The 13,068-nt window shown below is 70.4% G+C and carries 10 protein-coding genes and 3 pseudogenes; 6 read left to right on the top strand and 7 right to left on the bottom strand.

Annotated elements, in window-relative coordinates; translation table 11 throughout:
* On the top strand, positions 1 to 607 hold a 607-nt coding region (locus tag AOK01_RS33400), incomplete at its 5' end, for an aminotransferase class I/II-fold pyridoxal phosphate-dependent enzyme (RefSeq protein ID WP_157871587.1).
* Here the strand turns inward: AOK01_RS33400 and AOK01_RS33395 are convergent.
* On the bottom strand, positions 598 to 1,719 hold the full coding sequence (locus AOK01_RS33395; protein WP_342671084.1) for a DMT family transporter: 1,122 nt from the start codon (positions 1,717 to 1,719) through the stop codon (positions 598 to 600). The genes AOK01_RS33400 and AOK01_RS33395 overlap by 10 nt on opposite strands.
* A 38-nt stretch (positions 1,720 to 1,757) precedes the next feature.
* On the opposite strand from AOK01_RS33395, the gene AOK01_RS33390 reads away from it, so the two are divergent.
* Positions 1,758 to 2,660 (top strand): LysR family transcriptional regulator, encoded by a 903-nt coding sequence (locus tag AOK01_RS33390; RefSeq protein ID WP_055518318.1) that lies wholly within the window; start codon positions 1,758 to 1,760, stop codon positions 2,658 to 2,660.
* Between the two features lie 39 nt (positions 2,661 to 2,699).
* Here AOK01_RS33390 and AOK01_RS33385 read toward each other — a convergent pair whose 3' ends face one another.
* Positions 2,700 to 3,167 carry a pyridoxamine 5'-phosphate oxidase family protein gene (locus tag AOK01_RS33385; protein WP_055518316.1) on the bottom strand — a complete coding sequence of 156 codons (468 nt, stop codon included), beginning with the start codon at positions 3,165 to 3,167 and terminating at the stop codon, positions 2,700 to 2,702.
* Positions 3,168 to 3,292: 125 nt separating this feature from the next.
* Between AOK01_RS33385 and AOK01_RS33380 the strand changes: the two genes are divergently transcribed.
* Positions 3,293 to 3,943 (top strand): cysteine hydrolase family protein, encoded by a 651-nt coding sequence (locus AOK01_RS33380; RefSeq protein WP_055518313.1) that lies wholly within the window; start codon positions 3,293 to 3,295, stop codon positions 3,941 to 3,943.
* On the opposite strand, the gene AOK01_RS33375 is transcribed toward AOK01_RS33380, so the two are convergent.
* Positions 3,930 to 4,391 carry a Rieske (2Fe-2S) protein gene (locus tag AOK01_RS33375; protein ID WP_055518311.1) on the bottom strand — a complete coding sequence of 154 codons (462 nt, stop codon included), beginning with the start codon at positions 4,389 to 4,391 and terminating at the stop codon, positions 3,930 to 3,932. The two genes, AOK01_RS33380 and AOK01_RS33375, sit on opposite strands and share 14 nt — an antisense overlap.
* 134 nt (positions 4,392 to 4,525) lie before the next feature.
* Entirely contained in the window at positions 4,526 to 6,703 is a 2,178-nt protein-coding gene (locus tag AOK01_RS33370; protein WP_079103976.1) for a S9 family peptidase, read from the bottom strand.
* A 27-nt stretch (positions 6,704 to 6,730) separates the two neighbouring features.
* Here AOK01_RS33370 and AOK01_RS46690 point away from each other — a divergent pair.
* Positions 6,731 to 6,823, top strand: a pseudogene (locus AOK01_RS46690) (HipA family kinase); the annotation flags it as partial.
* Between the two features lie 144 nt (positions 6,824 to 6,967).
* On the opposite strand, the gene icmF reads toward AOK01_RS46690, so the two are convergent.
* Both icmF and AOK01_RS33360 read right to left on the bottom strand, forming a co-directional pair.
* On the bottom strand, positions 6,968 to 10,198 hold the full coding sequence (icmF, locus tag AOK01_RS33365) for a fused isobutyryl-CoA mutase/GTPase IcmF (RefSeq protein WP_055518307.1): 3,231 nt from the start codon (positions 10,196 to 10,198) through the stop codon (positions 6,968 to 6,970).
* Between the two features lie 170 nt (positions 10,199 to 10,368).
* Entirely contained in the window at positions 10,369 to 11,133 is a 765-nt protein-coding gene (locus AOK01_RS33360; protein WP_055518305.1) for a helical backbone metal receptor, read from the bottom strand.
* A 205-nt stretch (positions 11,134 to 11,338) separates the two neighbouring features.
* Here AOK01_RS33360 and AOK01_RS33355 point away from each other — a divergent pair.
* Positions 11,339 to 11,866, top strand: a pseudogene (locus AOK01_RS33355) (zinc-binding dehydrogenase); the annotation flags it as partial.
* 121 nt (positions 11,867 to 11,987) lie between these two features.
* Here the strand turns inward: AOK01_RS33355 and AOK01_RS46245 are convergent.
* Complete coding sequence (locus AOK01_RS46245; RefSeq protein WP_281181470.1) at positions 11,988 to 12,110, bottom strand: hypothetical protein; 123 nt, start codon at positions 12,108 to 12,110, stop codon at positions 11,988 to 11,990.
* A 13-nt stretch (positions 12,111 to 12,123) separates the two neighbouring features.
* On the opposite strand from AOK01_RS46245, the pseudogene AOK01_RS42005 reads away from it, so the two are divergent.
* Positions 12,124 to 12,989, top strand: a pseudogene (locus tag AOK01_RS42005) (IS5 family transposase).
* Positions 12,990 to 13,068: the final 79 nt, after the last annotated feature.

Below are 13,068 nucleotides of genomic sequence, written 5' to 3'. Positions count from 1 at the left end.
CACGCGCGCGCGTGCCCTTCGTGCCGTGCTGGGGGAGTACCCGCAGACCCTGCTCATCGAGGACGACCACGGGCATCGCATCGTCGACCTGCCCCTGTGTCCGCTGGCCGGTGTGACCCGGCACTGGGCGTTCCTGCGCTCGGTCGCCAAGGCGTACGGGCCCGATCTGCGGCTGGCGGTGCTCACCGGCGACGCCGTCACCATGGACCGGGTCCAGGGGCGGCAGCGGCTGGGTCCCGGCTGGGTGAGCCGGCTGCTGCAACGAGCCGTGGCGGGGCTGTGGTCGGGCGACGCGGTGGACACCCGGGCCGTCGCTCAGACGTACGGGCGACGCCGGGACGCGCTGATCGACGCGCTCGCGGAGCGTGGCATCGAGGCGTACGGGCGCAGCGGTATGAACGTGTGGGTGCCCGTCCCGGACGAGACCGGGGCCGTCGCGCGGCTGCTGCACTCCGGCTGGGCCGTGGCGCCGGGGGCCCGCTTCCGGACGAACGCGCCGCCCGGACTGCGGATCACCGTGTCGACGCTCGACCCGGCCGAGGCCGGGGTGCTGGCGGACGCGATCGCCACCGCCGTCTGGCCCGCGCCCGCACGCCGTTACGTCTGATCGTCGGCCTGCGTCGATGCCGGCACCGGCGTCCGGGATCGTGCCGAGGATCTGGGCCTGGGCCCGGACTGGGTGAGTGCCGCCCCCGCCAGCACGACGGCCGCGCCCACCGGCGTCGACCAGGTCAGCGATTCGCCGAGGATCGCGACGCCCGCGGCGGTGGCGATGACCGGGATGAAGTACGTGACCATCTGGGCGGTGGTCGGGCCGACCTCGGCGACCAGACCGTACTGGATGAGCATGGCGAAGCCCGTGCCGACGGCGCCCAGCGCGATCACGGCGAGCAGCGGTATGAGCGCGAAGTGGGTCGGCGCCGAGGTGAAAAGCGGCGTGACCACGGCCAGTTGCACCGTCGCGAGCAGCAACTGTGCGCCGGTCAACGACAGGTTGGACTCGCTGGATCCGGCCAGCGTACGACGGATGTAGATCCAGCCGATCGGGTAACTGAGCGAGGCCAGCAGAGCCATCGTGGTGCCCGCGGCGTCAAGGCCGTGGAAGCCCTGCCAGGCGCCGAGCACCGTCAGCACGCCGAGGAAGCCGATCCCGAGGCCGGCCACGCGGCGACGGGTGGGCCGGTCCTCGGAGAGGGCGACCATCGACAGGGCCATGCCCCACAGGGGTGAGGTCGAGTTGCAGATCCCCGCGAGCGTGGAGGGGATCGTGAGCTCGGAGTACGCGAACAGGGAGAACGGCAGGGCGTTGAGAAGAAGGGCCGTGACCGCCAGATGCCCCCAGGTGCGCGCCCCGCGCGGCAGCCGCTCACGCTTCCAGACCAGCGCGGCGACGAGCACCAGCGTGCCGAACAGGAGGCGGCCGAACGTCACTTGGAAGGGTGCGTAGCCGTCCGTGCCCACCTTGATCAGAAGAAAGCTGAAACCCCAGACGAGGGAGAGGGCGCCAAAGCGCAGCCGCCAGTCGAGGGCCGGGCGGGGCCGGGACACGGCGCCCCCGGGCGAGGCCGAAGAGGCATCGGGTGAGGCATCGGGTGAGGCGTCGCGTGACGTGTCGGGTGAGGCGGCGGGAGCGGTGCGGCGAGGGGTACGGGGCGGAGTGCGGGGGTCGGTCGGGGCGCTCATGCGTCTCACGATGAGGGAAACAATCTCGTAGAACAAGCGAGATTTCCCGCCCGGTATCTCGTAGTATTGCTTACATGTTGAACCTGGAACGCCTGCGCACCCTCGACGCCCTCGCCCGCCACGGCTCGGTCAGTGGCGCGGCCGACGGGCTGCATGTGACGACGTCGGCGGTCTCCCAGCAGATGTCCAAGCTGGAGCGGGAGGTGGGACAGCAACTGCTCGCGAAGAACGGACGGGGGGTGCGGCTCACCGACGCCGGGCGGCTGCTCGCCGACCACGCCGCGCGCATCCTGTCCCAGGTCGAGCTCGCCCAGTCCGATCTGGAGGCCCAGCGCGGGCAGGTGGTGGGGGAGCTGCGGCTGTCCGCGTTCCCCACGGCGGCGCGCGGGCTGTTCCCCGCCGCCCTGTCCGCCCTGCGCACCGAGCACCCCCAACTGCGCGTCCGCTCGCGCGAGTTGGAGCCGGAGGCAGGGGTCGCCGGAGTGCTGCGCGGCGACATCGACCTGGCGGTGGTCCTCGACTGGTACAACAAGCCGTTGCCCATGCCCGAGGGGATGGTCAAGGCCTCACTCCACGACGACCCCATCGACGTGGCGATGCCCGCGGACCACCGCCACGCGGACCGCTCGGAGGTGGCCCTGGAGGACTTCGCCGACGACGAGTGGATCGCCTGGGAGGAGGGCGAGTTCTGCCACGAGTGGCTGCTTTTCACCCTGCGCGGCAAGGGGATCGAGCCGGTGATCGCCCACCGCGCGGCGGAGCACCACACGCAGCTCGCGCTGGTCGCGGGAGGGCTCGGCGTGTGTGTCGCGCCGAGACTCGGACGCGGCCCGGTGCCCGCGGGCGTGCGGACGGTCCCGGTGCGGCACCGGGTCACCCGGCATGTGTACGCGGTGTGGCGGGCGGACGCCGACCGCCGCCCGTCGATCCGGGCGGTGGCGCACGCGCTGCGGACGGCGGGCTCGGTGCACGGGTGACGGGCGGCACCGGCGGTACCGGGGGCCGCTCCGCCTGCCTCACAGCGAGGCGAGCTTGCGGAAGTCCCAGGAAGCCGTCGACTCCGGCGTCAGCCGCAGCCAGGCGTGTCTGCCGTCGTGCGGCATCTCCTCCAGGCCGAAGTTCTTGCGGGCGAACAACCGCTCCACGGCGTCCAGTTCGGGGTGCGGCTCACCCGTACGCGGTGCCTCGCCGACGAACTCGACGGAGCCCGACACCTCGACGCCTCGCAGCTCCCCGTACTCCTCGCCCGCGTCGACGACCACGGCCACCCGCGGATCGCGGCGCAGGTCGGCCCAGCGCTTGCTGCGGGTGATCGAATACAGCCAGAGCGACTTGCCGTCCCAGGCGAACCAGAGGGTGCTGACATGGGGAGCGCCGTCCGCGGAGACGGTCGCGACGCGGCAGGTGCGCCGAGCGGTCAGGAACTCGTCCAGCTCGGCGGGCGTCATCATGATTCTTCGTCCCCGGCGCTGAGTGTCGGCCATGCGGCTCCCTCTGCTTCCTCGTCTTCTCTGACGTCGCGTCAGAAAAGGATGGGCCGTCTTCCGTCCGCACGCAATGGTGGCTATCGTCGCCCGCCACTGCCGGTCGGTCGGCCCAGGGGGAAGCCATGCCGTCGTACGAAGAACTCAGGGAACTCCTCGATCCCGCGACCACGGTGCTCCTGACCGTCGAGTGCCAGCAGGGAGTCGTGGGCCCGGACAGCGCGCTGCCGGAACTCGCCCGGGAGGCCCGCGCGTCGGGAGCGCTCTGCCGCGTCGCCCGCCTCGTGGCCGCGGCCCACGAGAGCGGCGTACAGGTGATGCACGCGATCGCCGAGCGCCGCCCGGACGGCCGCGGCGCGAACGACAACGCCCGGCTCTTCCGCGCGGCCGAACGCCTGCCGGTGCAGCAACTGGCCGGCAGTACGGCGGTCCGCGTCGCGCCGCCCGTCGAGGTCGCCGCGGAGGACCTCGTCGTACGCCGCCTGCACGGCCTGTCGCCCCTCGCGGGCACCGACGTCGACGCGCTGCTGCGCAACCTGGGCTGCCGCACGCTCGTCGTGACCGGCGTCTCCGCCAACGTGGCCATACCCAACGCGGTGTTCGACGCCGTCAACCGCGGCTACACCGCCGTGGTCCCCAGGGACGCCATCGCGGGCGTGCCCCCGGACTACACCCCCGCGATGATCCGCAACACGCTCGCCCTGGTGGCCACCATCACCACCACGGACGACGTGCTGGCCTGCCTCGAACGGTCCCGCCCGGTCAGGCGAGCGTGATCGAGTCCCCGCTCACGGTGATCTTCGCGGCGGTCAGTCCGCTGGTCGCGGGGCCCTTCTTCACGCTGCCGTCCGTGACGCTGAACTGGCTGCCGTGCGCGGGGCAGGTGATGAGCCCGTTGTCCACGCTGTTCACGCGCTGCTTCTGGTGCGGGCACACCGTCGAGTAGGCCTTGAACTCGCCGGCCGTCGGCTGTGTCACGACCACGGACTGGTCGGCGAAGACCTTGCCGCCGCCCTCCGGGATGTCGGTGGTCTTGGCCAGGGCCGCGCCACCGGCGGAGCCGGACGTGGCGTCGGAGGAGTCGGAGGAGTCGGAGGAGTCGGACGACTTGTCGTCGGAGGCCCCGCACGCGGTCAGCGTGGCGGCGATACCGACCCCGCCTAGCGCAGCCAGGAGAGTGCGACGACAGATCGCCGGCGCAGGCTGGAGCGATTCGCTGGACATAGTGGCGGTCCCTTCCACGGATGTGCAGATGCGGATGTGTAGATGCTCATGTACAGAGGTGCGTTTGCGTGGATGTGTGTTTGCGTGGATGTGCGTCGATCCGACAAGGGGTACGGGCACGTCATCCGCATGGTTCAGGCGGTTCGGAGATCGAGCGACTTCTTGATGAAATCGAGATCCATTCGGAGCAGGGTGTCTATCACGCCTTCCTGTGTCACCAGATGGGTCGCGCCCGCGAGCGGGAGCACGGTGTGCGGCCGGCCCGCCGCCAGCAGAGCCGCCGAGAACCGCAGCATGTGTGCGGGCGCCACATTGTCGTCGGCCATCCCATGGACAAGCATCAAGGGGCGCGTCAGCTTATGGGCGTGCGCCACCAGAGAGCAGCGTTCGTAGTGATCCGGCTGCACGTCCGGGTGTCCCAGGAACCGCTCCTTCCAGTGCGTGTCGTACAGCCGCATGTCGGTCGGTGCCGCGCCCGCGACGGCCGCGTGGAACACATCGGGCCGGTGCAGTACGGCTCCCGCCGCCAGGTAACCGCCGAAGGACCAGCCGCGGATGGCCACCCGGTCCGTGTCCAGTTCCGGGAAGAGCTCGGCCGCCGCGCGTACGGCGTCGGCCTGGTCCTCGATCACCGGCGTCAACTGGTCGCCGTGGATGGCGGTCTCCCAGGCCCGGTCGCGTCCGGAAGTGCCGCGCCCGTCGACCGACAGCACCGCGAAACCCTGGTCGGCGAACCACTGGTTCACACAGTGGTGCCACATGGCCGCCCGCACCACCGTCTGCATGCCGGGCCCGGAGTACGAGTGCACGATCACCGGGAGGCGGCCCGCGTCACGCTCCGGCTCGTACGACTTCGGCAGGTACAGGGCCGTGCGCAGTTCGCGTTCGCCGAGTGTCAGGAAGCGCGGGCGGGGCCGGGTCACGGGCCGCTCGGCCAGTACCTGGATCCGCCCGGCCGGCACGCCGTCCCGCAGCACCGTGACCGTCCGCCCGTCGAGCGTCAGGCTGTCCAGGACGACGGTGCCGCCTCCGACGGCGGCGTGGTGCACACCCGGCTCGTCGGTCAGCCGCGCGAAGCCGTTCTCCGTCCCGTACGACCAGACGTGCGCCTCGGTCGGATCCGCGGAGGCCATGAAGTAGAGCCGGTCGCCCGCCGTCCCGAGCACCTCGTGGACGTAGACGCCCTCCGGTGTGCGCACCCCGGTTCCGGTCATCAGCAGCCCGCGGGTTCCCTCCTGGGTGGTGAGGACGAGACCGGTGCCGGCGGTGGAGACAGGTGTGCCGGGCACGAACTCCAGCCAGGCGGTGTCCTTGAGATGGTGCAGTGTCGAGGTCGCCCCGGTCGCCGGGTCGACGCCCAGCAGATACGCCGAACGCTGGTCCCGGGTCTGTACGACGGCGACGGGCCCGGTCCCGCTCCAGTCCGCGTGCACGACGTACTCGAAGGCCGGATCGGTCCACTCCCCGCCCGGATGCGACGCGGCCTCCTTGGGCAGCGCCACGTCGACACGGCCGCCGTCGAGGCCCACGACGTGCAGGGAGAGGTGGGCGTTGGCCGTGCCCGCGGCCGGATACCGGATCGCGCGCGGGGGACGCTCGGGGTGCGTCGGATCGTTGACGTACCACTGCTGGACCGGCGAGTCGTCGACCCGCACCACCAGCAGCGCGTCCCCGTCCGGCGACCACCAGAAGGACCCCGCACGGTACAGCGACTCGGCCGACACATGGTCCGGGAGGCCGTACGTGATCTCCGGGCCCTCCGGCTCGGCCAGTACGCGATCGCCGGTGCCGTCGGCGCGTACGACACGCAGGGCGCCCCCGCTCACGTAGGCGATGTGTGTGCCGTCGGGACTGGGACACGGGGCGACGACCGGGCCCGCCGTGGCGATCCTGCAGGGGGCGGCGCCCTCGTCCGTGCGCAGGACCCACAGGGCGCCCGAGAGGGCGAACGCGACCAGGCGGACGGCGGCGTCGGTGGCGTACGCGACGATTCCGGCACTCGACTCGCGGGCCCGTTCCCGGCGGATCCGCTCGGCCTCCGGGACCTCGCCGCTGTCGCCGAGCGCGAGCGGGTCCGCGAGCAGCCGCTCCCCGCCGTTCTCGTACAGCCATAGGAGGCTCGTCGTGGAGCGGCCGTTCGCGGTGCGCAGGAACAGCACGCGGTCGCCGTCGGGCGAGACGGTGAAGCCGCGCGGCACACCGAGGGAGAAACGCTTCGTACGGGCGAACTGCAGGGGCAGATCTTCCGCGGTCACAGGTGATCCCTTCGTAGGAATTGACGGGCGGACGGACGGGGAACGTCGCGTGGGCATGCGGAAGCACCCCAGTGGCCTGGGGTGATGTTCAAAGAAATCAGTGCGACCCGCTACCTCACGTCTTTGCGTGAGGGCGGGTCGCTGCCGGGGCTCGTCGAGGCGGACGATCTCGGAACGCGGCGACGCGGGCACCATGGTCTTCGATTTGTCTTCGACCCGCGCGGATCAGCCTTTCAGAATCGTGCCGTGTTGCACAGCGGTTTCTTCACGACTCCGTGCGAGGCCGCACAGCGTGTGCCCCGAGAGGTGCGAGTGCGCTGTTCACACGTTCCTCCGGTACTGTCCGCCGACCTCGAAGAAGGCCTCGGTGATCTGTCGCAGCGAGCAGACGCGGGCGGCGTCCATGAGGACCTCGAAGACGTTGTCGCCGTTGATCGCCGCTTCCTTCAGCCTGGTGAGCGCCGGCGCGGCCTCCTCGCCGTGCGCGCCCTGGAAGTCGCGGACACGCCGCAGCTGCGACTCCTTCTCCGTCCGGGTGGCGCGGGCGAGTTCGACCTCACCGGGCTCGGTGTCGCCACCGGGCCGGCGGAAGGTGTTCACGCCGATGATCGGCAGCGAGCCGTCGTGCTTGCGCTGCTCGTACAGCATCGACTCGTCCTGGATACGGCCGCGCTGATACCCCGTCTCCATGGCGCCGAGCACGCCGCCGCGCTCGTTGATCCGGTCGAACTCGTCGAGCACCGCCTGCTCGACCAGGTCGGTGAGCTGGTCGATGATGAAGGAACCCTGCAGCGGGTTCTCGTTCATCGCGAGCCCCCACTCGCGGTTGATGACGAGCTGGATCGCCAGAGCCCGTCGTACCGACTCCGCGGACGGGGTGGTGACGGCCTCGTCGTAGGCGTTGGTGTGCAGGGAGTTGGCGTTGTCGTAGATGGCGATCAGCGCCTGCAGGGTGGTGCGGATGTCGTTGAAGTCCATCTCCTGGGCGTGCAGGGAGCGCCCGGAGGTCTGGACGTGGTACTTCAGTTTCTGGGAACGCTCGTTCGCGCCGTACTTGTCCTTCATCGCGACGGCCCAGATCCGGCGGGCGACCCGGCCGAGGACCGAGTACTCCGGGTCCATGCCGTTGGAGAAGAAGAACGACAGGTTGGGTGCGAAGTCGTCGATGCGCATACCGCGTGCCAGGTAGGCCTCGACGTAGGTGAACCCGTTGGCGAGGGTGAACGCGAGCTGGCTGATCGGGTTCGCACCGGCTTCGGCGATGTGGTAGCCGGAGATGGACACCGAGTAGAAGTTGCGGACCTTGTGGGTGATGAACCACTCCTGGATGTCGGCCATCATCCGCAGGGAGAACTCGGTGGAGAACAGGCAGGTGTTCTGGCCCTGGTCCTCCTTGAGGATGTCGGCCTGCACCGTTCCCCGTACGGTCGCCAGCGCGTGCGCGCGCAGGTCGGCCGCCTCCTCGGCGGAGGGGTCGCGGCCTTCGTCGGCCTGGAACCGCTCGATCTGCTGGTCGATGACGGTGTTGAGGAAGAACGCCAGCACGGTGGGTGCCGGGCCGTTGATCGTCATCGACACCGAGGTCGTCGGCGCGACCAGGTCGAATCCGTCGTAGAGCGCCTTCATGTCGTCCAGGGTCGCCACCGACACGCCGGAGGTTCCGACCTTGCCGTAGATGTCGGGACGCTCGTCGGGGTCACGGCCGTAGAGGGTCACCGAGTCGAACGCGGTGGACAGCCGGGTGGCGGGCTGGCCTTCGGACAGCAGCTTGAAGCGCTGGTTGGTGCGGAACGGGTCGCCCTCGCCGGCGAACATGCGGGCCGGATCCTCGTTGTCGCGCTTGAACGGGAAGACTCCGGCGGTGAACGGGAAGCGGCCGGGCAGGTTCTCCCGCCGCCAGAACCGCACCAGTTCCCCGTGGTCGGTGAAGCGCGGCAGCGCCACGCGGGGAATCCTGTTCCCCGACAGGGACTCGCGGGTCAGTGCGGTACGGATCTCCTTGTCCCGGACCCTCACGACCTGCTCGTCGCCGGAGTAGGACGCCACGACGGCGGGCCAGTTCGCGATCTGCTCCGTCACGTCGGGCGGGAGCTGCGTGCGTGCGGGGGTGAGCAGCGACTCCACGTTCGCGGCGTCGGAGCCGGCTTCGAGCAGTTCACCCCGGACCGCGTCCAGGCGCTCCACGCGCCGTGCCGCCTCGGCGAGCCGCTCGGTCTCGGCGTGGTACGAGCGGACCGTCGCGGTGATCTCGGCGAGGTAGCGCACCCGGTCCGCGGACACCACCTGACGGATACCGGAGGAGTGGCGTACGTCGACCCGCGGCAGCGCGCCTTGCGACGACACCTGCAGTCCGCGCTCGGCCAGGACGGTCTTGAGGTGCTGGTGCAGAGCGGTGACGCCGTCGTCGTTGAACGTCGCCGCGGAGGTGCCGAACACCGGCATGTCCTCGGGCCTGCGGCCGAACGCCTCACGGTTGCGCACCAGTTGGCGGCCCACGTCGCGCATCGCGTCCTTCGCGCCGCGCCGTTCGAACTTGTTGATGGCGACCACGTCGGCGAAGTCGAGCATGTCGATCTTCTCCAGCTGCGAGGCCGCGCCGAACTCCGGTGTCATCACATACAGCGAGGAGTCGACGAACGGCACGATCGCCGCGTCCCCCTGGCCGATACCCGGCGTCTCCACGATCACCAGGTCGAAGCCGGCCGCTTTGACGACGTCGATGACGTCGGACAGGTGCTCGGGCAACTCGTGACTGCCCCGGGTGGCGAGACTCCGGAAGAGGACCTGGTCCCCGTCGAGGGAGTTCATCCGGATCCGGTCGCCGAGCAGCGCTCCGCCACCACGGCGACGCGTCGGGTCGACCGCGATCACCGCGATCCGCAACTTGCCGCGCTGGTCGAGGTGGAAGCGCCGCACCAACTCGTCGGTCAGCGAGGACTTCCCGGAGCCGCCGGTACCGGTGATGCCCAGGGTCGGCGTGACCCGCTCCGCAGCGGCGGAACGTACCTGTCGCAGCAGTTCCGTGGGCAGCTTGCCCAGTTCGGCACCGGTGATGGCGCGGGCGATCGCGAACCGGTCGCCGGCGAGCAGGGCGGCCGCGTCCGCCGGCTTGCTGTCCCAGAGATCGAAGTCGCAGTCCTTGACGACGGAGTTGACCATCCCGGCCAGGCCCATGCGCTGACCGTCCTCGGGGGAGAAGATGGTCACTCCGCTCGCGCGCAGCCGCGTGATCTCCTCGGGCACGATCACGCCGCCGCCGCCCCCGACCACACGGATGTGGTCCGCTCCCTGCCGGCGCAGGGATTCGACCAGGTACTCGAAATACTCCACATGTCCGCCCTGGTAGGACGAGACCGCCACGCCATGGACGTCTTCCTCCAGTGCCGCGTCCACGACTTCCTGCACCGACCGGTTGTGCCCGAGATGGATCACCTCGGCGCCCTGGGACTGGAAGATCCGCCGCATGATGTTGATCGACGCGTCGTGTCCGTCGAACAGGGCCGAGGCGGTGACCAGACGGACAGGGTGCACTGGTCGGTGCAGATCACTCATGGAGGGCCATCCCCAAGCACGTCGGAAGAGTTCGGAAGAGTACTGACGTAAAGATAGTAGGACGTCCTAGTATTTTTCCGGGGGGTGATGTGAGGGGAAGCACAGCAACGGGCAAGAAGCGCAGCAAGGGGCAGGCAAGGGGCAGGGGGAAAACGGCTCGCCCCCAGGGCTCAGCGCGTCCCCGCGAGTTCCCGCAGCACGGCGTGTGCCTGCAGCAGTGACGGGCCGTACCAGGTGATCAGCCGGCCGCTCACCAGTCGGGTCGGGGCGCGGTGGAACACCTCGGGGCCGTCGTGCACGCTGAACGCGTACGGCTCGTCCGGCAGGAGTACGAGGTCCACGTCCGGCCGGTCGATCCGCTCCAGTGCCATGTGCGGGTAGCGGTCGGGATGCGAGGCGAACGCGTTGGCGAGACCGGCCCGGCGCAGCAGGTCGCCGGTGAAGGTGGACCTCCCGACCACCATCCAGGGGTCTCGCCAGATCGGCACCGCCACGGTGGCGGCGACGTCGGGGAGGGGGCCGGCCCACAGTGTCCGTGCCACGTCGAGCCAGTCGGGGGCCGGGCCTCCCAGGGCCTCGGTGAACATCCGCCGGAGCGAGGTCAGGGCCTGGGGGAGGGTTTCGATCACGGTCACCCACACCGGCACCCCCGCGGCGCGCAGACGGGCGACGTCGAGTTCGCGGTTCTCCTCCTTGTTCGCGATCACGAGGTCCGGCCGTAGGCCTGCGACCGCCTTGCGGTCCGGGTTCTTCGTGCCTCGTACCCGTGTCACGTCGAGGCCGCCGGGGTGGGTGCACCAGTCGGTCGCCCCGACGAGCAGGCCGGGTCGGCTGTGAGCGATCGCTTCCGTCAGGGACGGCACGAGGGACACCAGGCGCCGTGGTGGGCGGGGGAGGTGCACGGGGGTTCCCATGTCGTCGAGCGGCGGCGCCATGACGGTCTCCCTGGATGTGAACGGACCCGTGCACACCACGGACCCGCGTACGTGACGGACCCGCGTACGTGACGGACCCGCGTACGTGACGGGCCCGCGTACGTGACGGGCCCGCGTACGTGACGGATCTGTCGTGGCGGACAGTACTAGGGCGCCCTGGTACCTCATGGAGCCACGTGGCTCCACGTGGCTCCACGTGGCTCCACGTGGCCTGTTCGACCACGCCCGCCTCACCACCGGCCAGACCGTCCTGATCCACGGCGCCGCCGGCGGCGTCGGCGGCGTCGGCTCGATCGCCGTCCAGCTCGCGCACGAGGTGGGCGCCCGCGTGGTCGGCACGGGCCGGGCCGCCGACCGGGACACGGTCCTCGAACTGGGCGCGCACACGTTCCTGGACCTGGAAGCCGACAAGTGGGAGGAGGCGGGCCAGGTCGACGTCGTGTTCGACGTCATCGGCGGCGACGCCCTCGACCGCTCGGCCGCCCTCGTACGACCCGGTGGCACCCTCGTCAGCATCGCCCACCAGCCCACCGTGCGTCCCGCCGACGGTCGAGCCGTCTTCTTCGTGGTCGAACCCGACCGCGCCCGCCTCGCCGACCTGACCCAGCGCGTGCGGGACGGCCGGCTGCGGGTACGCGTCGGCGCAGTACGCCCACTGACCGAGGCCCCCGACGCCTTCGCCTCACGCGAGCGTGTCCCCGGCCGCACGATCATTCGCGTGGCGGGGGACTGAGACCGGCAGGGCGGGCAGACCGAGCAGCCCCGGCCGCTCGGCCCGCCCGCCGCCGTCTGCCGCCTTCACGACCCGGCAATCGCGCGCGGCTGCCCGGGCGGTACCGGGAGCTCCTGAACCATCACGACGGGGACAGGCTCGGGTAGGAGACCGTGAAGGTGCGGCGGCCGGTGGTGAGGTCCCAGAGCCGGGCGTTGCCTTCGTGCCTGCGCGGGAAGGTGCTGCGGTGTCGCAGGCGCAGCACTAGGCAATTTCGTTTGAATCAGTCGGTCGTTGGTCTGGGTGTGCCGTTGGCTGATGCGCAGTGGGCGCGGATCGAGCCGTTACTCCCGGATCGCACGCGGAAGCGGGATGGCCGGTGGCGGGATCATCGTGAGGTGATTGACGTGATCGCCTTCAAGTTCCAGACCGGAACGCAGTGGGTCCACGTGCCGGAGAAGTACGGCAACTGGCGCGGCGTCTGAAACCGGCTGCGGATGTGGGCCGTCGACGACACCTGGGGGCGGGTGTTCACTGCGCTGATGGCACAGGCCGACGCCGATGAGGACCTCGACTGGGCCGTCTCGCTGGACTCCACTGCGAGCTCACCAGTATGCGGCCGGGGCCGCGAAAACGGGCCCTGGCCGGTGAGCCCGGCGACCACCCCATCGGCCGGTCACGTGGTGGGCTGACGGCCAAGGTCCATCTGGCTGCCGATGCCTGCTGCCGCCCTCTCGCGTTCGTTCTCACCGCCGAACAAGCAGGCGAAGCACCGGCGTTCACCGACGTCATGGCCCGCCTGCGTGTTCCCCGGTAGCGCGGGCGCCCTCGCACCAGGCCGGACGTGGTGCTGGCGGACAAGGACTATTCCTGACGCGCGATCCGCAGCCACTTGCACAGGCGCGGCATCCGGGCGGTGATTCCGGTCCCGGCCGACCAGCAACGTCACCGGCTGCGTCGAGGCAGCCAGGGCGGCAGGCCACCGGCCTTCGACCGCGCGGCTTGCAAGCAGCGCAACACCGTCGAGCGGTGCATCAACCGCCTCAAGCAGTGGCGCGGCATCGCCACCCACTACGAGAAGACAGCCACGATCTACCTGGCCGGACTCCACATCGCGGGCATCTTCCTGTGGTCCGCCCGCTGATCCAAACGAAAGCCCCTAGGGCCCTTCTGATGGATCTCCGTGGGTGAAGGAGCGGCGTCCGGTGCGTGCTCTCGGCGTG

Origin of the sequence: Streptomyces aurantiacus (assembly GCF_001418335.1) — a bacterium.
In the GTDB taxonomy this organism is placed as follows: Bacteria; Actinomycetota; Actinomycetes; order Streptomycetales; family Streptomycetaceae; genus Streptomyces; species Streptomyces aurantiacus.
Note: the sequence above shows the minus strand (reverse complement) of the source record. Positions and strands in the feature narration are given on the sequence as shown.